This is a genomic window from Vibrio sp. dhg (genome assembly GCF_003443775.1).
GTDB lineage: Bacteria > Pseudomonadota > Gammaproteobacteria > Enterobacterales > Vibrionaceae > Vibrio > Vibrio natriegens.
The window spans coordinates 1,217,721-1,239,217 of the sequence record NZ_CP028944.1; the positions used below are offsets into that span (position 1 = coordinate 1,217,721).

At 46.3% G+C, this 21,497-nt stretch carries 18 protein-coding genes; 6 read left to right on the top strand and 12 right to left on the bottom strand.

From position 1 onward, the window contains the following. Positions 1-96: 96 nt before the first annotated feature. The 4 genes from DBX26_RS21245 to DBX26_RS21260 form a co-directional block, all read right to left on the bottom strand. Positions 97-1,668 carry an arylsulfatase gene (locus tag DBX26_RS21245; protein ID WP_118120816.1) on the bottom strand — a complete coding sequence of 524 codons (1,572 nt, stop codon included), beginning with the start codon at positions 1,666-1,668 and terminating at the stop codon, positions 97-99. A 313-nt stretch (positions 1,669-1,981) separates the two neighbouring features. Further along, positions 1,982-3,550 (bottom strand): alkyl hydroperoxide reductase subunit F, encoded by a 1,569-nt coding sequence (ahpF, locus tag DBX26_RS21250; protein WP_065300601.1) that lies wholly within the window; start codon positions 3,548-3,550, stop codon positions 1,982-1,984. A gap of 159 nt (positions 3,551-3,709) precedes the next feature. After that, positions 3,710-4,267: an alkyl hydroperoxide reductase subunit C gene (gene ahpC, locus DBX26_RS21255; protein ID WP_014235093.1), complete on the bottom strand. Its 558-nt coding sequence runs from the start codon at positions 4,265-4,267 to the stop codon at positions 3,710-3,712. 279 nt (positions 4,268-4,546) lie between these two features. Further along, positions 4,547-5,005: a MarR family winged helix-turn-helix transcriptional regulator gene (locus tag DBX26_RS21260; protein ID WP_118120817.1), complete on the bottom strand. Its 459-nt coding sequence runs from the start codon at positions 5,003-5,005 to the stop codon at positions 4,547-4,549. Positions 5,006-5,140: 135 nt separating this feature from the next. Between DBX26_RS21260 and DBX26_RS21265 the strand changes: the two genes are divergently transcribed. Beyond that, positions 5,141-5,563, top strand: a complete 423-nt coding sequence (locus DBX26_RS21265; protein WP_014235091.1) for an organic hydroperoxide resistance protein — start codon at positions 5,141-5,143, stop codon at positions 5,561-5,563. 55 nt (positions 5,564-5,618) lie between these two features. On the opposite strand, the gene DBX26_RS21270 is transcribed toward DBX26_RS21265, so the two are convergent. The 7 genes from DBX26_RS21270 to DBX26_RS21300 form a co-directional block, all read right to left on the bottom strand. Next, positions 5,619-6,518, bottom strand: a complete 900-nt coding sequence (locus DBX26_RS21270; protein WP_014235090.1) for a GyrI-like domain-containing protein — start codon at positions 6,516-6,518, stop codon at positions 5,619-5,621. 165 nt (positions 6,519-6,683) lie between these two features. Beyond that, a complete protein-coding gene (locus DBX26_RS21275; RefSeq protein ID WP_118120818.1) occupies positions 6,684-7,793 on the bottom strand; it encodes a lipocalin-like domain-containing protein in 1,110 nt (369 codons plus the stop codon). Beyond that, complete coding sequence (locus DBX26_RS21280) at positions 7,793-10,282, bottom strand: FtsX-like permease family protein (RefSeq protein ID WP_118120819.1); 2,490 nt, start codon at positions 10,280-10,282, stop codon at positions 7,793-7,795. The genes DBX26_RS21275 and DBX26_RS21280 overlap by 1 nt, the downstream gene beginning before the upstream one ends. Then, a complete protein-coding gene (locus tag DBX26_RS21285; RefSeq protein WP_118120820.1) occupies positions 10,279-10,974 on the bottom strand; it encodes an ABC transporter ATP-binding protein in 696 nt (231 codons plus the stop codon). Before DBX26_RS21285 ends, DBX26_RS21280 begins: the two co-directional genes overlap by 4 nt. A 528-nt stretch (positions 10,975-11,502) precedes the next feature. After that, positions 11,503-12,279, bottom strand: a complete 777-nt coding sequence (locus tag DBX26_RS21290) for an SDR family NAD(P)-dependent oxidoreductase (RefSeq protein ID WP_118120821.1) — start codon at positions 12,277-12,279, stop codon at positions 11,503-11,505. Between the two features lie 19 nt (positions 12,280-12,298). After that, a complete protein-coding gene (locus DBX26_RS21295; RefSeq protein WP_118120822.1) occupies positions 12,299-13,024 on the bottom strand; it encodes a TSUP family transporter in 726 nt (241 codons plus the stop codon). A 193-nt stretch (positions 13,025-13,217) separates the two neighbouring features. Further along, on the bottom strand, positions 13,218-14,693 hold the full coding sequence (locus DBX26_RS21300) for a PLP-dependent aminotransferase family protein (protein ID WP_024372629.1): 1,476 nt from the start codon (positions 14,691-14,693) through the stop codon (positions 13,218-13,220). Between the two features lie 179 nt (positions 14,694-14,872). Between DBX26_RS21300 and DBX26_RS21305 the strand changes: the two genes are divergently transcribed. From DBX26_RS21305 to DBX26_RS21320, 4 genes are all read left to right on the top strand, one after another. Further along, on the top strand, positions 14,873-16,288 hold the full coding sequence (locus tag DBX26_RS21305) for an aspartate aminotransferase family protein (RefSeq protein WP_020335007.1): 1,416 nt from the start codon (positions 14,873-14,875) through the stop codon (positions 16,286-16,288). 215 nt (positions 16,289-16,503) lie between these two features. Continuing rightward, the gene (gene tauA, locus DBX26_RS21310) at positions 16,504-17,535 is read left to right on the top strand and encodes a taurine ABC transporter substrate-binding protein (RefSeq protein WP_118120823.1); all 1,032 of its coding nucleotides are present in this window, start codon (positions 16,504-16,506) and stop codon (positions 17,533-17,535) included. A gap of 29 nt (positions 17,536-17,564) precedes the next feature. Beyond that, positions 17,565-18,416, top strand: coding sequence for a taurine ABC transporter ATP-binding protein (locus tag DBX26_RS21315; RefSeq protein ID WP_118120824.1), 852 nt, complete (start codon positions 17,565-17,567; stop codon positions 18,414-18,416). Then, on the top strand, positions 18,416-19,396 hold the full coding sequence (locus DBX26_RS21320; RefSeq protein WP_081281042.1) for an ABC transporter permease subunit: 981 nt from the start codon (positions 18,416-18,418) through the stop codon (positions 19,394-19,396). Before DBX26_RS21315 ends, DBX26_RS21320 begins: the two co-directional genes overlap by 1 nt. Before the next feature lie 163 nt (positions 19,397-19,559). On the opposite strand, the gene DBX26_RS21325 is transcribed toward DBX26_RS21320, so the two are convergent. Continuing rightward, positions 19,560-19,805: a DUF3297 family protein gene (locus DBX26_RS21325; protein WP_014235079.1), complete on the bottom strand. Its 246-nt coding sequence runs from the start codon at positions 19,803-19,805 to the stop codon at positions 19,560-19,562. 289 nt (positions 19,806-20,094) lie between these two features. On the opposite strand from DBX26_RS21325, the gene DBX26_RS21330 reads away from it, so the two are divergent. Then, positions 20,095-21,489, top strand: a complete 1,395-nt coding sequence (locus DBX26_RS21330; RefSeq protein WP_020335004.1) for an MFS transporter — start codon at positions 20,095-20,097, stop codon at positions 21,487-21,489. Positions 21,490-21,497 lie beyond the last annotated feature (8 nt).

Genomic DNA, 21,497 nt, shown 5'->3' on the forward strand with positions numbered 1-21,497 from the left:
CTATCTGCCACATATTCGTTGGTGTACAGGTTAATTTGGTAATAAAAAAGGGCGAACAGGAAATAGTTCGCCCTTTGCATTGATATTCAGAGAATGTTATTGCTGCGTTGAACTCATCGCATCCTCGATCGTTTTCGTCATATCAAACGTCGAGCCACCTTGCGTTGGAGGGTATTCAACGAGGCTCTTCACATGCTCTTGTACCATCTCACTCACAGGCGCAAGCAGCCATGAGATTTTCTGAGCTAAGTGACCGTTTGCATCGATTGAATCATAGCTTTCGAATGGATCGGCGCGTAAGTTGTACACTTTAGGTTTGTTCAGTGTGACTAGGTTGTCGTAGTAATGTTCTGCAACGGCGAAGTGGAACTTCCAAGGCCCGACACGCACAGCTGACAGCTGACCTTCGAAGTAGTAAAAAATGGATTTACGAGCAGAGTGATTCGATTCTCCTTTCCAATACGCTAAGTTATCAACACCGTCGATATACTGTTTCTTCTCTTTGATCATCTTTTCGTGCACATCTTTAACCCCAGCGGCCGACGCTAACGTAGTAAACAGATCCTGGTGTCCTTGAATACCGTTCAAAACTTGCCCCGCAGGAATCGCTGCAGGCCATTTAACCATTGTCGGTACTCTTACCCCACCTTCATAGGTGGTCATTTTTTCACCGCGGAATGGTGTTGTACCGCCGTGAGGCCACGATGAGTGTTCTGGGCCGTTATCTGTTGAGTAGATAATAATGGTGTTCTCGGTTAAGCCCCTTTTGTCTAACTCGGCCAGTAAATAACCAATATCGGCATCGTGTTGCAACATGCCGCTGCCATAATAGTCATATTCACTGGTGTACTTCTCGGCTGCGTAGCGCCACTTGTCATCTAAGCGTGTATACAAGTGCATGCGACTGGTGTTGATCCAAGTAAAGAACGGTTTGTCGTCTTTAATGGATTTATCGATAAAGTTGACCGCCGCCGGGAGCATTTCCTCGCGGTCAAAATTCTTCATCCGTTCATTACCTAGAGGGCCAGTATCTGTGCATTTTTGTTTGCCGATCTCTCCGAATCTAGGTTCAACGGTTTTGTCTTCTTTCTCAGTTGCATAGCAATGAAGGACGCCACGAGTTCCAAATTTTTTCGCATACTCTTCAACCGAGCCAGAGTATTCTTTAGCAAAATTTTGGTAGTCCCTTTGTTCGTGTTCTTCTTGAGTATTTAAGTGATACAAATTGCCAAAGAATTCATCAAAGCCGTGGACGGTTGGCAAGGCAAAATTATGGTCACCAAGGTGGTTCTTACCAAACTGTCCTGTCGCGTAACCCGCTTGTTTTAAAACTTCGGCTAAAGAAGGGGACTCTTTTTTGAGGCCTAATTCACCACCGGGAAACTGTACGGTAGTCATCCCCGAACGAATTGGGTATTGACCGGTAATAAATGCCGCTCGACCCGCCGTAGAACTCGGCTGGGCGTAGTGATCGGTAAACATGATGCCTTCGTTGGCAATACTGTCGATGTTTGGTGTTTTGTATCCCATCGTACCCATGCCATACGCACTGACGTTTTGCCAACCAATATCATCACCAAAAATGACCACAATGTTTGGCTTGTCTGCCGCTAGAGCCGTCACAGGTAATGCAGCCCCTATCATTGCTGCAACTGTTTTGATTTTCATAGATTAATTTCCATATGCTACTGACTGTCTAAGTCAGTATAGTGCAAGGATTTTATTCGGTTTGAGTTTGAATATCTTTTTGGGATTTTTGCAGGCGAGGCACGTTAGAGTCGCAAATATTTTCAACGAGTCGTGTTTTTCAGACAGAGGTAACGTGAAGGCAGCATGACGATTTTAGATATTTTGAAGAATCTGATTATTTTATGATGTAAGTACTTACTATTTCTTTAGGCATAAAAAAGCCAGCAGATAGAGGTCTGCTGGCAAAGTCTTTGGGCTTCTTTTCTTTTTATTGTTCCAGAAGTTCTGGAGATTAACCTTGCTTACGAATCAGGTAGTCAAACGCGCCTAAGCTTGCTTTTGCACCTTCACCCATCGCAATGATGATCTGTTTGTAAGGAACCGTTGTTGCGTCACCCGCAGCAAATACACCTTCCAGGCTGGTTTCACCGTGACTGCCTACTTCAATTTCACCGCGTGGAGACAAGTTCACATCTGAATCTTTCAGCCACTCTGTGTTAGGAACAAGACCGATTTGAACGAAGATACCCGATAGCTCAAGTTCTTTGATTTCATCTGTGTTGCGGTCTTTGTATTTCAGGCCAGTCACGCGCTTGCCGTCACCTACAACTTCCGTTGTTTGTGCCATGGTAATGATGTCGACGTTTGGTAGCGAGTTCGCTTTGTTGATCAGAACTTGGTCAGCACGTAAAACATCAGCAAATTCAAGAACCGTTACATGTTCCACAATACCTGCAAGGTCGATTGCCGCTTCGATACCAGAGTTACCGCCACCGATAACAGCCGTCTTTTTACCTTTGAATAGCGGTCCATCACAGTGTGGGCAGTATGCAACGCCTTTATTGCGGTACTCTTGCTCACCAGGAACATTCATTTCACGCCAGCGAGCACCTGGGCTCAAAATAACACTTTGACTCTTAAGCGTTGCGCCACTTTCTAGCTGAATGTGGATAAGACCATCTTCAGTATGTGCTGCGCCCATTAGCTTTTTAGCTTGTTGCTCTGTCACAACGTCAACGTCGTACTCTTTCAAATGCTCGCCAAGATCGGCAGCCAGCTTAGGACCTTCAGTGCGTTTCACCGAAACAAAGTTTTCGATCGCCATTGTGTCCATAACCTGACCACCAAAACGTTTAGCCACAACACCAGTGCGGATGCCTTTACGTGCTGCGTAAAGCGCTGCTGCACTACCACCTGGGCCGCCACCTACAACAAGAACGTCGTAAGGTTCTTTTTCATCCAGCGCTTTTGCTGCTTTCTCGCTTGCGCTGTCGTCGACTTTGTTCAGAATTTCTGTAAGTGACATGCGGCCTTGGCCGAACAGCTCACCGTTAACGAATACACTTGGTACTGCCATGATATCGCGCTGTTTCACTTCGTCTTGGAACAAAGCACCGTCGATCATGGTTGCTTTCACTTTCGGGTTAATCGCTGCCATCATGTTAAACGCCTGAACAACATCAGGACAGTTCTGGCAAGACAGAGAAATAAAGATTTCTACATCCAGTTCTTTATCTAGCGCAGCGATTTGTTCAATCACTTCTGGCTCTAGCTTGATTGGGTGACCGCCAGAGTGAAGCAGAGCAAGGACTAGTGACGTAAATTCATGGCCCATAGGCAGGCCAGCAAAGCTAAGTGCTGTTCCTTTAGTCGGGTTGGTTACCGCCATTACTGGTTTACGGTCACTGGCTGCGTCGTCACGAACAACAGAAATATGCTCGCTCATTTCTGCGATTTGATTAGCGAGAGACAAAATATCATTTGCCGCTTTGCTTTCATCTAGGCTAACCACTAGACGTACGTCTTCTTTTACATTAGCCAGATATTGTTTGAGTTGTTGTTGGATCGCTTGGTCTAACATAGTTGTTATTACCTTTTAATAAACAGAAGAGTGGTTACTCTGGATAAAAACATGAGGAGAGAGCAAACCGGGAAGAAGGTCGTCAAGGTATCTAACCCGGATTGCTCTCTTTAATTAGGTTTTGGTTCTTAGATTGAACCAGCGTTGGCTAATCTAGAATTAGATTTTGCCTACTAGGTCTAGAGAAGGTGCTAGCGTTTCTTCGCCTTCTTTCCATTTAGCTGGGCAAACTTCGCCTGGGTGTGCAGCTACGTACTGAGCCGCTTTCACTTTGCGTAGTAGGTCTTCTGCGTCACGGCCGATGCCTTCTGCAGTGATTTCCATTGCCTGGATAGTACCTTCTGGGTCGATTAGGAACGTTGCACGGTCTGCAAGACCTTGACCTTCACGCATCACGCCGAAGTTGTTTGTGATGTTGCCAGTTTGGTCGCCAAGCATGTAGTAGTTGATTTTGCCGATAGTCTCAGAGCTGTCGTGCCATGCTTTGTGAGTGAAGTGAGTGTCAGTTGATACTGAGTAAACTTCAACGCCACGGCTTTGTAGCTCTGCGTAGTGGTCTGCTAAGTCACCTAGCTCGGTCGGACAAACGAACGTAAAGTCAGCTGGGTAGAAGAAGAATACCGCCCACTTACCTAGAACATCTTGTTCTGTTACTTGTACGAATTCGCCTTCTTTAAACGCTGTAGCTGTAAATGGTTTGATTTTAGTATTGATCATTACTTTACTTTCCTTTCGGTTATTTTGGATTAGCAAATCTTGCTGTCGGAAAGTATATTCGCATCTGAGTTAGGTTAAATAAAATTGCTTTTAACTATCTTATTGATAGCTGATTCCTATTTTCCTAAATAGAAAAAACCTATTACGCCTAATTTGTACTGACTATTAATAGGTTTTTGTTTTTCACTCTGCGATGACCATGTTGCGCCTGGATAGAAGCTTCACAAGCCAATAGTTTTAGGTTTATTTATTGTTATTATAATGTTGAATAAATGTAAATTACGAAAGTGTATCCAACAGCTTGTTGCACAAATTCTTTAAAGTAATCAGTTCATCCAGTTCTAATGTTATTTTGCAGGCTATGGCATTAGGAACGGATTTAGCGCGTGTTTTTAAATGTTTTCCTTCGCTGGTCAGGTTCAAAACTCTCACACGCTCATCGCTTTCGCTTCTCGCCCTAGTAACGAACCCTTTTGCTTCTAGTCGTTTCAACAGAGGCGTCAGTGTGCCTGAGTCCAAGTGAAGACGTGAGCCTAATTCTTTGACACTTGCGCCGTCTTTTTCCCAAAGAACCATCATGACCAGATACTGAGAGTAGGTAAGTTCCAGTTCATCCAGTAGAGGACGATAAGCGCGAATGACGGCGTTAGCTGCACTATAGAGCGGGAAACACACTTGATTTTCCAGCAAAATTTTCTCATCGTCGTTCAACGGGTTTTCTGTGTAGCACTGACTCATGGGCTTGGCCTATCTGTTCACTATGGAGGTTATAAAAATAAATTGTGCACAATATAGTTGCAAGTGAAGTTTGTTTCGATATAAGATTGTAGGCAATTAAATTGTACACAACTTAAATTGAAAGGGGATATTCGTATGACGACGTTATACAAAACTCAAGCAACTGCTCTTGCTGGTCGTAATGGCCAAGTGAAAACTGACGATGGTCTATTGTCGCTCGACTTAGCATACCCGAAAGAAATGGGTGGCACAGGTGCAGCAACAAACCCAGAGCAACTGTTTGCTGCGGGTTACTCGGCGTGTTTTTCTAACGCGATTTTACACGTAGCGCGTGAAGCTAAAGTGAATCTCAAACATGCGCCAGTAACCGCAGAAGTGGGCATTGGTCAGAACGGCAACGGCGGTTTTGCTCTTACCGTCAGTCTGGCGGTTGAGCTGGATTTACCACAAGAGCAAGCGCTTGAACTGACTCGTACTTCACATCAGGTTTGCCCTTACTCAAATGCGGTACGCGGTAATATCGACGTTGCAGTAACCGTGAATGGTGAAGCGATTTAATTGAGTTGGAATGCTTAATCAGATAAAAAAGCCTGCATAATCGCAGGCTTTTCGGCTATTTGATGGCAGTGCAGAAACTAACATCTGCATGGTGAGTTTGTGGGTCAAAGCTATGGTAAAGCTCGAAGCAAGGACGATCATCGCTTTCAATGCCAGACTCAATCACTTTACTCATCAAATCATCCCATGCTTTTGAGTATTGGCCGTTTTCGGTGATGCGTTGACGCATGACTGCGTATTGACCACCAGGAAAGTCTTGCAGCTCAATGCCACTTGGAACTTCGGTGTCTTCAGGCACCATCAAACAGATGTCAGTTCGACATTTCTCGTTCGGCGTGATTTCTGGGTTGTCGTGGTAAATAAAGATGCAGGTGTTGCCCGCCAGACCTTTCATGCCAGCCCATCGGTATAGATGACCTGCTGGCTCTTCATAGCCTTTGCCGTAAGGACCATTCACGCGAATGTACGCCAGTTTGGTTGCGTCAAAGTGTTGCGTTTCCATAATAATGCTCCATGTTGTGAGTTCAGAGCCAGTATATGAATCGCTGGGATTTTCTTCGTTTCCGTTCTTGCGCAATGTGTGTCCAATCTTGCTGTTTCGCGCCAATTCAGAAAACTGTTGGTAGTTTTCACAATCGCGAAAGGCCGTTGGCGTCACCCCATAATGTTGTTTGAACGCTTTGGCTAAGCTTTGTGAGCTAGAAAAACTGTACTCTAAAGCAATGTTGAGCACCGGTTGTTTGGATTTGAACAGGTCATCCGCTGCGGCTTCTAGTCTTAAACGTCGGATGAAATCGGCTAAGGTCTCGCCCTGCACGGCTTTGAAAGTACGATGAAAGTGATAGGGGGATAAGTTCGCTAACGCCGCCACTTCGAGTAGATTGAGTGGTTCGTTAAAGTGCTGTTCCAGATAGCGAATAACAGGAACGAGTCGTTTTTGATAATCGACGCGCATTATTGGTTCATCCTTGTTTGATTTGCTCAAAGCGTATCGTAACAAGGCAAGCTTTCAAGGCTGCTATTGGATAAATGCGTCGCGGTCGGTTGTTTTCAATAAAGATATTGTTGTTCAACAATAGGTTAAGCCTCACACTGGTAAGCGAAGCACACAATAAAGTGCTCAATACCCTGTCAGCTCCATATAGCCGGTGCCTGAATGAGACCCGTCGATGGTCACAGGGCCTTCCCAATAGGTTACCGACAGGGGCATTTGTGCGTTAGGATTGAGTGCAATAATCGTGATTTCAATTTGCTGACTGGGGATCGAAAGCTGCCACTCAGTTGGATAGTCACGACCTTGAATAGTCGTTTTTCCGGAAGCTTTTAAGCGGAGCTCGTTTTGTTGAATCGCGGTTCCGCTGCCATCTTGGTTCATCAACTTAGCGTGCGAGTAACTGGATTTTCCGGTTTTTGCATCGCGAAGTTGGAACACCATCAGGCTTGTTTCCTCACCCAGCCTTAGCGCAAACCAATCCCAACCTTGCTGTGACTCGTGTAAGTACTGTGAGCTCCACTCTCTGTCGATCCAACCTTTACCTGAGACCTGATGAGTTTCGCCATCGATGGTGACTTCTCCCTCTACATCAATAAACGGCTGACTGTAGTAATGCGAAGCGGCCTGACCATCGGCACTTTTGGTGCTGTATCCTTGCTCGCCTTGCTTTTGATAGGGTGCATTGCTGGTTAGTTTGAGTGAGTAAGCAAATTGCTTGGAGTTGGTATTGAGCGCAGCGGGAAACAACTCATCGGTGGATGAGATCCACTGCCAGTCATCCAGATAAACACGAAATGGTGAGGTGTCCACTCCGGCAAGCTCGCTGTGATCCCGTGACCATTTTTCATCGGCGTAATGTTTGTCTTTGGTGGTGACGGCACTGTGCGCCATGTAAATTTGATGGCTTTGCCATACGGCCTTTGTTTCTTCTGGTTTGTCTTTCTGTGGTACCGCAGCGAAGCGAAATTGTGTCCATTGCACACCGAGAGGGTTGCCCTTTTCATCGGTTAAGTTTGCCGTTAAATACCACCATTCATGACGAAAATCGAGGTGCGCTTGATGATCGGCAGGGAAGGTGATCTCAACACCTTTCATCACGGGAGTGAACGGCTCGGCCTCCGCTGGTACTTCACTTCCTCCTAATAGCATCCCTACATTTTGTTGCTTGGATTCTTCACAGCCGATAAGAGATAAACAACCAAGTACTAGTGCGACATGTTTTATGATTTGATTCATCACAGTACCTCACTTTGTAAGCTGGATACCACAGGTTTGCTCACCAAGCGCCACATTGGGAGCAGGGTAGCCATCACCGCGACTAAAATGGTAATGACGGAGATACTGAGTGCATCACTCCAGCTCCATAGGTAGTTCAGGCTCCAGCCGAAAGCGCGTAAGGTTACTACGTCAGTCAGTATATAGCCGACCATTGCGCCAAGTGGTATGGCAACAACCAACGTAAAGCTGACCAAAGCGACGATTTGCCCAACCACCATCGCCATCAATTTTCGACGACTCACGCCAAGCGCATACAACCTTGCAATGGCGGCTTTGCGCGCATCGAGTAACATAAAGCAAGCGCTGAACAAACCGATCACAGCCACCATTAAGGTGACGCCATTTAGTGTGCGTGTGATGGCAAAGGTTTGTGAAAAGATATCTAACGCGACTGATTTGACGTGAGCCTGATCGTAGAGCTGACTCGGATTCAGAGCCAACTGTTGTTGTAATTGGTCATACATGGATTTTTTGTCGCCAGAGATTTTGATCCCAAGGCTAATCGGCAAGTCTGTAAAACCGCGCTCTTGCCACAATTGAGGGGCAAGTAATACTTCACCATTGGGTGCACCGTAGTCGTAGAAAATGGCTCCGACTATTAGCGTCTTGTCTTGCAGCGCATCGAGCTTCAGGTCACTACCAAGCGATAAGCCAAGTTTCACTGCGGTAGGTTCACTGATCGCAACGACCTCTCCTTGATAAAAGCGCGGCCAGAACTCATCAACACGGGACTTAAATACCATGGTTTGTTCTAAAGTGTCTTTGTCTTTGGTGCCAAGTCGGATAGGTAAGCCCTGCAAGTTCGCATCGACATAATACTGTTTATAGACCTTTTCTACGTTGTCGAAGTGTTCCAGAGCATGCTCAACATTCGCCATTTCACCTTGCGATGGACTGATGTAAATATCCGCATGTAGCCTTTGTTCGAGCCATTGCTTTAAGGTGGATTCAAAGCTTCCGACCAAATTGTTCATACCGATATTGGCGGTCACGGCAAGAAGCAGCGCCATCATCGCAAGAGAAAGTGGAGAAACCAGCTCACGCAGTTCAGCAAACAGATATTGCACCAAGCCAGGTGTGGTTCGCTGCTCGCTCCAATACGCTAATACGCTGAGCGTTTTAGGTAGATATAAAGGAATTGAAACCACTAACACACCAAGCCATGCCATGGTCAGTCGATGATGGTCACTTAACCATAAACCTGTCAGAGATAGCGTGGTGAGCACCAAGCCGATAAGGAACAGTTGATTCTGGTTGGATGTTTCTGGTGCTTGATAAAAACCACCATGAGAAGAAAGCGGCTGATGGACTCGCTGTTTAAAGTGATGCCAACAAGCGAGCAAAGCCGCCGCTAACGTCAGCAACAGCGCCTGTGCCCACCATTGCCATTGCCACGTGCCGGGAAGTAAAGTAGCGCCGTAGAGTTGTTCTAGCGTAAGGGCAACCGTTGGATGTAACCAATGACTTAATTGCATACCGAGGACAAAGCCAAGTGACGCGCCGAACGCCACCAAAATCATCAATTCAACTAATAGCGCAGAGAACACATTTATCGGTGCGATGCCAGCTTGCTGAATTTGTACTAACAGGCGATTACGTTTGAGTAAGCTGTACTTCACCCCGTTATACGCGATAAACAGGCCGACTAAAAACGCCAACAAACTCATCGCAGTAAGATTAAGGTGGAAGCTGTCCGTTAGTGAGCCAAGATCGGTGCTTTGTGTGTTGGCGACCCATTGTCCTTGTTTTCCGACTAAGCTTTGCCATTTTTCGAGATTATTGCCTTCACTATTGAAAACCGCGATATAGCTCAGTTGTCCGGGTTTATTGAGTAACTGCTGAGTGAAGCCAATATCCATCAACATCCGGCTTCCCAGTTGCCAGTCATCCGACAGAACAACGACTTTCGTTTTGACCTCATCCAGAATCATGAAATCTGCGCCACCTAGATTGTGATGTTGGGATTGACTCATCATCACAATCGGTTCACCAGCCAAGAGCTGAGTCAGGGGGAGTGCATTGTCAAACAGGGAAATATCTTGTTCGTTACTAGAATCTGAGGCATAGCGTGTTCCAGAGGTGATCGCCGCAATAACATCACTTCCCTGCACTGACCACCGACGACCTTGTTCATCCCTGACCCGACCTTCAATCACCGGCAGTGAGGCGCTTAACCCCTTTTGCCTAAGTGAAAAGTAGAGCGATTCGGGCAAATAGTGTTGACCAGCTGGTGGGATAATCAGGTTTTGTGCTTGAGTACTCAGCTGCTCTGTAGATTCTGCGTAGCTGCGCTTGGCATTGAGATTGATGGCTTGCACGGCGACAAATAACGTAACGGCGAGTACGATGCCAATTAGAATTGCTGCGGCTTGCAGCGGTGCTTGCCGATAATGAGCGGTAAACAGGTAAAGTGCGAGTTTGGTGTGCGCAAACCTGGATTTTTTCATAGCGCGGCTCGGAGGTTGTCCTGCTTACGGACAAGGTGACCGTTTTTCAAGCGCAGTTGAGTTTGCATGAATTCGGCACATTCAGTGCTATGCGTCACCAATATCACTGCGGTTTTACCTTGCGTGGTAATGTCACTCAGCAGCTTCATGACCTCTAAACCGGCTTTTTGGTCAAGGTTACCAGTAGGTTCGTCAGCGAGTAAAAGTTTGGGTTTGTGGGCTAAGGATCTGGCTATGGCGACACGTTGTTGCTGACCACCAGAAAGGGTAGAGACATGTCTGTTTAGTAAATCACTAATAGCCAGAGTCTCCACTAAATAGTCACACCATTCGTTCCAATTTAGCTGGTTCAAATTTAGTGGAAAGGCAATGTTTTGTTTAACGTTTAGTGGCGTTAACAGGTTGAATTGTTGAAAGATGACGCCAAGCTTTTGATGTCGAAAATGGCTCCATTGTGGGTCTTTCCAAGCGGTGGTGTTTTCTCCATCTAACCATAGTTCGCCACTTGATAGAGGTTCGAAACCCGCAATGATATTGAGTAGGGTACTTTTACCGCTACCACTTGCCCCTGTTAGTGCCACGCTTGCGCCGTTTGCCAGAGCGAAGTCGACATCTTCCAGCACACGGTGGTTCTCGTTGCCATCAACAAAGCTTTTGTTGGCACTTTTAAGTGTGACAAGCGGATTCCCCATTTTCTCTCCCTGTAATCCAACAACTTGAGCCGTTTCTTTCGGCGGTTGTATACCTATAAGATTAGGGTCTGTTTATCTTTCGTGGTTAATTTTTGTTCGAGATAAAAGCGTTTTAATCGAGGCGAGAGGCGGACGGCTAGTTGTTTGTAGCTTAGTCATTCTAAGCAAAACACCTCTCAACAAAGAGTAAAACGCTTTTAGCGGGGGCGCCCAGCTCGAACCCTTCGGGCAGCGTTTGTGGGCCCTTTCTACTGTGTTATCGGCTTATCAGGTAGGGTAACTACATTTCAAAGCCTCTGCCTTGTATAAAGAACCCACACACTGCTGCAAAAATCAGCTCGAAAGGTCAACAGACCCTGTACAACAAACTGAAAACGATAGCGATTAACGTCGACTTCCTGACAACTTGTACTCTAAAGAGAAGGGAATGGATGAGTGGTTCGGGGAGATGGTAGTTTGGGTTTACGATCTCAACCACCTACTTGAGTAGGCGGTTGTTATTTAGAGCGTTTCGTTTTTCCTCATTCTTCAGCAGGCTTTAATACTCGGTGCCTTCACAATTTTGAAGTTGTCCCAAGCTTGGCTAGTTGGCATCACTTCTAAGCTGTTAATGTTGATGTGGCTTGGTTGCTCTGCTATCCACAGCATGATGTCAGCGATGTCTTCTGGCTGCAGTGGGTTAGTGCCATCGTATATTTGATTGTACTTGTCCTGATCCCCATTAAAGCGCACTAAACTGAACTCACTTTCAGATAAGCCCGGCTCTAAACTGGTGATACGAAGCCCCGTGCCTGCGAAATCCGAACGTAAATTACGTGAAAATTGAGCCACAAATGCTTTGCTGGCACCGTAGACGTGTGCTCCTGGATAACACCAGTTGGAGGCAATACTGGCTAAATTGATAATGGTCGCTTTTGGTTGCTCTAGCAGGATTGGCAACAGTGTGTGCGTGACGTTAACCAGGCCTGTGACATTGGTATCGATCATGGTGTGCCAATCATCGAGTGACGCTTCATTTGCGGGGCTTGCTCCTAATGCCAGGCCAGCGTTGTTAATCAAAATTTCGATGTTCTTGAATTGTTCTGGTAATTGTTCAATCACCGCTTTCACATCTTCAGCGTCTCGTACATCTATTGTCGCAATATGGATGTCACAGTCTTGAGATAATTCATCCGCGAGCGCGTTCAAACGTTCTTTACGCCTGCCAGTTAACACCAATTGGTAGCCTTCGTGACCAAAACATCTTGCTGCCGCTTGGCCAAAGCCCGATGTTGCGCCAGTGATAAACACAGTAGGTAGATTCATAGCAAATGTCCTTTTTCCGTTAGAGCATCCAAATTGCTCGGAGCAGCGCCAGAGCTGATAGTATTAACATCAGATAGAATGCCGCTTGATGAATGATGTTTAAGTTCTTGTATTTAAAAGCCAGTTTTCCTGCCATTAATGCCGTCATTGCAATTAGTGCATAACCTAATGGGTGATCGGGCATGAAGTACCACTTTTTGGTCATCACATAGCTACTGCTGACAACAAAACAGGTAGTAAGAAAGAAGTAGCTGATTAAGCTATTGCGCTGCACGTCAATGGGCATCTTGCTATAGCGCATGTAAATCACAACGGGTGCGCCCCCTGCGGACACAGCACTGGTTGTCCAGCCTGACATAAACCCACACAACAACGGTGACCGTGATAGCTGTAATGTCAGGGCATGCTTGCTGTGACTGAGTGCGGCAAGCGCAAGTATCGCGCCCGGAACGATCACTTTAAGCTGATTATCTGGCAGGTAGAGCAAGAGTAGGTAACCAAAAGGTACACCAAGACCCGTAGCCCATAGCAGTGGGGTCAGTGTTTTGAAATCGGTTTTGTTCCACGCGGAAGCGACCAAAGGCAAGCAAACTAGCAAGTCTAATAGCAGTACCGCAGGCACCATTTCGGCAACAGGGTACATAGAAGAAAGGACTAGGATAACCAAGGCTGAGAAACCGAAGCCGGTATAGCCTCTGATGAAACCTGCAACAATCAATGTAGAAATAATGATAAATTCTGACACGGCGACCTTCCTTTCTAATCAACCAACCGTAATGCTTAACATTAATTTACTTGGATTAGGAAGGATTCCTTAGTACCAGTTGAGGTTATTTATGGGTACAGGTAAGGTTATGAAAAATAATAAAAAATCCATCACGAGTTAAGTTCGTAATGTATGGTTATTGGTTCGGTAAAACTCTTGCTTTCGGGCGGATTTACAATAGTGAGGCGAGTTTTTGGATTCCGGCGTCTATCTTGCCTTTGTCTATCGCGGAGAAGCCGAGTCTTATGTATCGACGGCTATCTAGATGAAAGCGGGCGAAGTGAATGGTTCCAGGTTCTACCAACACTCCGGCATCTTGAGCTTTTTTGGCGAAAGCTTCACAGTCGATAGGTCGAGGCAATTTTAGCCAGAATGAGCTGCCCCCCATCGTTTCTGTGGTCACACATTGCGGCAGGTGCTTTTCTATTGAAGTGCGCATTTCAGTCCAGCGTTCTTGGTAGCAATTTTTCAGCTTACGCAGGTAGGCGTCGTAATGACCAAGCGAAATAAACAGTGCACAGGTGCGTTGGTTGTTCGCTGGTGGATGGCGGAACATCAAGCGTCGAAGTGAACGTGTTGCTTGAATCAAAGGTCTTTCAGTGACCATATAGCCTAATCTCAGCCCCGGGGATAGTGATTTGGATAAGCTACCGATGTAAATGACTCGGCCATGCGTATCCAAACTTTTGAGTGATGGGCTCGCCTGACTTAGCACATTGACTTCACTCTCATAATCATCTTCTATGATCACAAAGTCATATTTTTCAGCGGCATCCAGCAGTGCTTGTCGCCTTTGCATCGACATGGTGACATTGGTGGGCACTTGATGGCTCGGGGTGACGTAGACATAGTCACACTGCTTTAACTCGTCGCTGATTTCAATCCCTTGGCAATCTATGCCAATAGGTACGATATGCGCGCCACGAGAAGCAAAAATATTACGCACGTCTGGGTAGCCCGGCTCTTCAATACCAATGGCCGTTCCTTGATTTGCCAACAGCTCTGCCAATAGATACAACGAATTTTGTGTACCTATCGTGATAAGAATTTCTTCCTGATGGGCTTTTATACCGCGTTTGGTGAGCACGTTATTTTGTAGCTGTTTGATAAGTGCCGGGTCATCACTGTCGATTGAGTCTGATATCCAGTCTTTTACTACACCGGAACGCTGTGATAAGCGGCAGCATTCGCGCCAATGGTTTAGAGGGAATATCGAGTGGTCAGGTTGTCCGAACAAAAACGGATAAGGGTAATCTTGCCAGTTTTTGGCCTTGGATATATTGCGTTGATTACGCAGATCTTTCTTAATTCGGTTGGTCCAAAAATGGGCAGGTTTTGCACCAAGAATGACTTCATCACGCGATGTTGATGTGTCGTCGATATTTAAATCTTCGTGTAATGCTTCTGTATTTGGGTAGTAGCCACTGCGCTCCTGCGACTTCAAATACCCTTCATCAACCAGTTTGTCATAGACGAGAACAACGGTATTTCGAGAAACTCTGAGCATTGATGCCAGCTTGCGGCACGAAGGTAACGCTTTATCTTCAAAGACGCCATTACGCATTGCGTCGAGTAAGTGTTCCCTAATTTGTTCTTGCAAGCTTCTCTCTGGAGAGAATTGTATGTGCATCAAATATTCACTTTTCATAACTCGCCTATAACGGTGCTGTTTTATTCTACTAACAATCGCTAAGCATCAACCGTACCAACTTCCCTTTTACTTAATCGTTACTGCAATGTGTGTTGACCCCATAAAAAGCTGCAACTGGATCTATATGCCAGACAGGGAGCTTGTCTAAGGTGAAAGAAAACCGAAGGAGAGCGTTTATGGATTACGGACAAACACATTTGGCACAGCAGCCAGCCCAGCGCGATGTTGAACAGGTCGAAGCGTGGGATAAAGCGCATGTTTGGCATCACTTAACACAACATGCCGCATTTGAAAGCCAGTCACCGCTTATCATGTCCCATGGTAAAGACGAGTATGTTTGGGATATTAAAGGCAATCGCTATTTGGACGCGAGCTCAGGTGGTGTGTGGTGTGTCAATGTCGGCTATGGACGCGAGCGAATTGCCGAGGTGATAAAAAACCAAGCGTTGCAATTGAACTACTTTGCAGGTTCCGCTGGATCTCCAGTGATGGCGGAGTTTGCCAGTAAACTCATCGAAAAAATGCCGGGTATGAGTCGTGTTTATTTTTCTAACTCGGGTTCTGAAGCGAATGAAAAAGCGTACAAAATCGTACGCCAGATTGCGCACAAAAAGTATGGTGGTAAAAAGCATAAGATCCTTTACCGAGAGCGAGACTATCACGGCACAACCATCACATGCTTGAGTTCCACCGGGCAAGAAGAACGCAGAGCACAGTACGGCCCGTTTACCCCAGGCTTTGTTGAATTTCCACATTGCTGTGAGTATCGCTCTCAGTTTGGCAGTGTCGATGACTACGGCATCAAAGCAGCACAACAATTAGAAGAGGTGATTTTACGTGAAGGGCCAGAAACCGTAGGTGCGATTGTCGTTGAGCCGATCACGGCGGGTGGTGGCGTGATCACCCCGCCGAAAGGCTACTACGAAGAGATCCAACGTATCTGTAAAAAGTACGATATTTTGATTCACGTTGACGAAGTGGTGTGTGGTGTGGGTCGCACCGGCAAATGGTTCGGTTACCAACATTACGGTATCAAGCCAGACATCGTGACGATGGCGAAAGGGGTTGCATCGGCTTACGCTGCTATCTCTTGTACCGTGACAACAGAGGAAGTTTTCCAACAGTTCAAAGACGATCCTTCGGATAAATACAGCTACTTCCGAGACATCAGTACTTTCGGCGGCTGCACTATTGGTCCCGCCGCCGCATTAGAGAACTTAAAAATCATTGAAGAAGAAAACCTGATCAATAACGCCGCTCACGTTGGTGACTATTTGATGGCGCAGCTTCAGCGTTTGAAATCGAAATATGAAATGGTCGGTGATGTGCGAGGCAAAGGGTTATTTCTTGGTATTGAATTGGTAGAAGACAAAACAAGCAAAGAACCTGTCAAGGAAGCCGTTGCTGCCGATATTGTGGCTAAGTGTATGAAGCGAGGTGTGCTTATCGGGCGTACCAATCGATCATTTGAACGACTCAACAACACTTTGTGTCTAAGTCCACCATTGACTCTCACCCTAGAGCAAGCCGATGAAATCGTGAATGTTATTGACGTGGCCATTGCCGAAAAAGTCGCAGAACCTGTGGTTTAACGTCTATTTAAAACCAATAAAAATCAACAGCGCCTTGGTGATCCTTCGTGGATTGCCAAGGCGCTTTTTCTCGTTATTAAATCCGATAATAAATGCACTAAGATGGCGCACTGAATTGGTGCGTAACTGGACCAATAAAGAAATGCTCTGGTACTACCTAACCACAACAGCAACTCGTAATGTGAAGATGTCATACAGCACATAAGGACGTGGATATGAAGACACTGATGAATAAATCACTGAAAAACAAGTTGGCGAGCAAAACGGTATTACTGGGGACTTTGCTTTGTTCAATGAATACCTGGGCAGCGAAAGAAGTGACGATCGGCTACCAGGGAATGTTCAATCCGATGAAGTATGCCATTGATCAGAAGCTGGTTGAAAAAGAAACTGGTTCCGACATCAAGTGGCGTAAGTTTGATTCTGGCGCAAAAGCAATTACGGCTATGGCGGCTGGTGCCGTTGATATGACCGTTGCTGGATCCAGCCCAATTGCGAGCGCGGCAAGTAATGGCGTTGAGATGGAACTGGTATGGGTGATGGAAAACATCGCAGACGCAGAAGCCTTGGTAGTCAAAAACGGCAGTGGTATTAACTCGCCAGCCGATCTCAAAGGTAAACGTATCGCGGTTCCATTTGTTTCTACTACCCACTTTCACATGCTATTTGCTCTAGAACAATTTGGATTGAGCGAGAAAGACGTCAAGCTCATCAACATGCAACCGAATGCGATCATGGCGGCTTGGCAGCGTGGTGATATTGACGGCGCGTTTATCTGGGATCCTGCTTTGGGCAAAATCAAGCAAGACGGCAGCGTGCTTATTAGCTCAAAACAACTTAGTGCGTGGGGCAAGCCGACATTCGATGGAATGATTGCGAACAAGCAGTTTGCGGCTGAAAACGGTGAGTTCGTTTCGAAATTTATCACTGTAGTTGCGAGTGTTGATCAGCAATACCGCGCTGGAAAAGAAACCTTCAGCGCTAAAGACCCAATGGCGGTTTCAGTCGCGAAACTGGCTGGTGGTGAACCAGAAGGCGCAGTTGACGCGATGAGTCTATATGAATTTCTGGATGTGGATACTCAGTTGTCATGTCAATGGCTGGGTTGTGGTAAAGAGGGCGGTGCGAGCAAGGCGCTCGAAGCAACGTCTGCTTTTCTGTTGAAAGAGAAGAAGATATCGGCACTGATGCCAGATTACAGCGTATTTGTTAACCCAAGTTACGCCGAAGCAGCGAAAGCTCAGTAATCACATCTACAAATACAAGGAAGTATCGTATGTCTACAGAGAAAACACTGAAAATAGAAGACGTGTCGGTCGTGTATGAAGATCGTCAGGGAGGAGAACCCGTCCTTGCTCTATCGGGGGTTAATTTGGAGATAGAACAAGGGGATCTGGTCGTTGCACTCGGAGCTTCGGGTTGTGGTAAAACGACGCTATTGAATTTGATGGCTGGCTTTATCACTCCAACAGAAGGGTATTTAACCTTGGGCAACTCATCGGTGGAAGGCTTACCTCGTGTGGCCTTAGGGCGTGATATTGGCGACCAAATTGTGGGCCCGAGCGCTGACCGAGGCGTGGTGTTTCAAAAACATGCGTTATTTCCTTGGCTTAACGTCATCGAAAACACAGCATTTGGTTTAAAGCTTAGAGGTGTGAGCAAAGAAGAACGCCTGGAACGCGCAGCCAAATACCTGAAATTAGTTGGTTTGGAAGAGTTTCATCAGCACAAGGTGTATCAACTTTCTGGCGGTATGCAGCAGCGTGTTGGGATAGCCCGAGCTCTGACGAACGACCCGAGCATTCTGTTACTGGATGAGCCGTTAGGTGCACTTGATGCGCTTACCCGCGAGACCTTACAAGAGCTGCTTCTCGATGCGTGGCAGACCACCAACAAAATGATGTTCTTTATCACTCATAGTGTCGAAGAAGCTCTGTTTATGGCATCTCGCCTCATCGTGATGTCGCCAAGACCGGGGCGTATTACCCATAGCTTTGACCTGGACTTCAACAAACGCTTTTTGGAATGTCGGGATGCACGAGCCGTTAAGTCGATGCCTGATTTTATCGAGATGCGAGAAAAGATCCTTTCCATCATTCACCAAGATGAAGTACCGGAGGTGGCGTAATGACTCAAGCAGCTATGGTTACAGGAACAGGTGCGGTTAAAAAAACATCCGCAGAAACGGAAATGAAACAAGATCGCGTACAGGACAAAACCAAACAATTGACGGTTGAAGAACGCAAGCAAGATAGTGTGATTCACAAAACGCCCCCTTTTTATGCGCTTATCAAAGCAATAAAGAAGAAGACTTTAGTACCGGGCAACTATTATGGCGAGCCGGGGCAGGGCGACTCTCGATTAGTGTCGGTTATTGCGAGTATTTTCTTTATCGCACTATGGGCACTGGTCACCGAAATGGGCTGGGTAAAACCGCTATTTTTGCCCGCTCCGAGTGCAGTGATAGAGCGTTTTGGTGACTTGGTGGTCAATGGTTTTTCTGGCGTGTCACTCACGGAGCATCTGGCCGCAAGTTTAGGTCGCGTATTTGGGGCGTTTATCCTCGCCGTTGTTACCGCTGTGCCAATTGGTATTCTTATCGGCTCTAATGTGTGGATTCGCGGCATCTTCGATCCCTTGATTGAGTTTTACCGCCCTTTACCTCCACTTGCTTACCTGCCTTTGGTGATCATCTGGCTTGGCATCGATGAAACCAGTAAAGTGACGTTGATTTATTTGGCGATGTTCGCGCCAATCGCATTGAGTGCCCGAGCGGGTGTGAATTCAGCGCGTAGTGAACAGATTCAGGCGGCGTATTCCATGGGGGCTTCCAAAGCTCAGGTGCTTTATCACGTCATCATCAAAAGTGCGATGCCTGAAATTCTGACGGGTCTGCGTATCGGTATTGGCTTTGGCTGGACCACGCTGGTGGCGAGTGAAATGGTGGCAGCAGAAGCGGGGATTGGCTTTATGGTGCTCAATGCCGCAGAATTCCTTGTCACAGACGTTGTGATCGCAGGCATTATTATTATCGGTGTGATTGCTTACGCATTTGATTTGTTTATGCGTTATCTGGAGAAAAAGCTGGTGCCTTGGAAGGGGTATTAAGCACCGATTAGTGGATGAGTTTTATCGAAGAGGTCAGCTATCAAAGCTGGCCTTTTTTATGTCCCAAACTTTTCTATTTCCCAAATAACATAGAAAAACAGATACGTGGCTCTAGAAACAATAAAGCCTGGATAAACCAGGCTTTATGAGCAGAAAGGAAGGCTTACACGTAGTACGCTTCAACTTCGCCTTTCAGTTTGATCAGCATTGGGTTACCGAAACGGTCTTTTGCTTTTGGAGACGCGATTTTTACCCAGCCTTCGCTCACGCAGTATTCTTCAACGTCAGTACGTTCTTTGCCGTTGAAACGAATACCGATTTGGTGGTCGAAGCACTCTTTCACGAAGAATGGGCTACGAGGGTTACCTGCAAGGCGATCTGGTAGAGCTGGTTTAGTAGTGTCGTTCATTTTATGACCTGGATTCCGTAAAGAAAGTGCGCCATTGTAGTCAGTGTCTGCGTCGTGTTCAAGATAACCTTACTCCAACCAGTGACTGATTGTCCTTTATAAGGTTGTACTGCCGTAGTTATCGTAATTTATTCGTCCTGACGTCTTGATTCGCATCCTGTCACATAAACAGATTGGCTGAAGGCATGCACAAAACCGCTATCACCATGTATCTATGAGATTCCTAACAGCCAGTCTTCTGATTCCTAAGTAGTATCCCTGTCATCGTGAAAACAATGGATTCGTCCCTATGTATAAATATAAATTACCTGTCCTTGAGAAAATCGGTTTCGGAGCCGGTGACATGGCGGTCAACGTGGTGATTTCATCAATGATGTTAATCATTACCTTCTTCTATACGGATATTTTTGGTATTAAACCCGAAGACTTAGCGATGCTATTTATCGTAGTTCGATTAATCGACGCAGTGACCGACCCGGTGATGGGTATGATTACTGATAAGTTTACCTCTCGTTGGGGACGTTACCGCCAGTATCTACTCTTTCTAGCCATTCCTTTCGGAATCTCGGTTTACCTCGCTTTCAGCACGCCAGATGGCGATTACAACACCAAGCTGGTTTACGCTTACGCGACGTACATCTTTGTCACGGTCATGTTTACCGCGGTAACCATTCCTTACATTTCCCTCATCAGTGTGATGACCGATGACCCGAAAGAGCGATTGTCTGCGAACGGTTATCGCTTATTCTTCGCTAAAATCGCGGCGTTTCTGGTCACCATTATCGTACCGCAGCTATCAGCAGCTTGGGGTCAAGACAACATTCAATTGGGTTACCAATACTCGATGGGGCTTATGGGACTGATGGGCACACTGCTGTTCTTGTTCTGTTTCGCGACCACCAAAGAACGTATTGAACACGTGGTCGACAAAAAGTCATTTAAAGACCAAGTTAAGTTGTTGATGCAAAACGACCAATGGCTGGTGCTTTGCGCGGTATGTGTCACGGGCACTATCGGCTACGTAATTCGTGGTTCAGTGGCTGCGTATTACGCTAAGTACTACCTCGGTGGTGACGCAGGCACAATTTCAGCCTTCCTTGCGACGGGTGTCGGCGCGGCGATTCTGGCGATGGTGGCATCAACTTGGATTACTAAAAAGTACTGCAAAATTAAACTTTTCCGTTACAGCCAGGTCGCGGTGCTGCTACTAAGCGCGATGCTGTACGTTTTCGTTGGTCGTGATGACTTAGCACTGGCATTCGTGTTGTACTTCTTGGTTTCTTTCGTGGTGGATTTACACGCACCGGTGTTCTGGTCAGCCATTGCGGAAGCGGTCGACTACGGCGCTTACAAAACCGGTCAACGTGTGTCTGGCCTTGCGTTTGGCGGTATCTCATTTAGCCAAAAACTAGGTATGGGTATCGGCGGCGCAGTGGTTGGTTGGCTGCTGACATTCTTTAACTACGTACCAAATGAAGCGCAATCGGATTACGCACTGACTGGTATTGCACTGATGCTGACGGTGATCCCTGGTTTCTTCCACTTCTTAATGGGTTCGCTGATGTTCAAATACAAAGTGACCGATAAGTACTACCAGTCGATGACGGCAACGAACATCCTGGAAGAAGAGAAAAACCTAAGTGACGTTCAATCTTCAAAACCACAATCAAATTACGCAAATTAAGGTAAGCA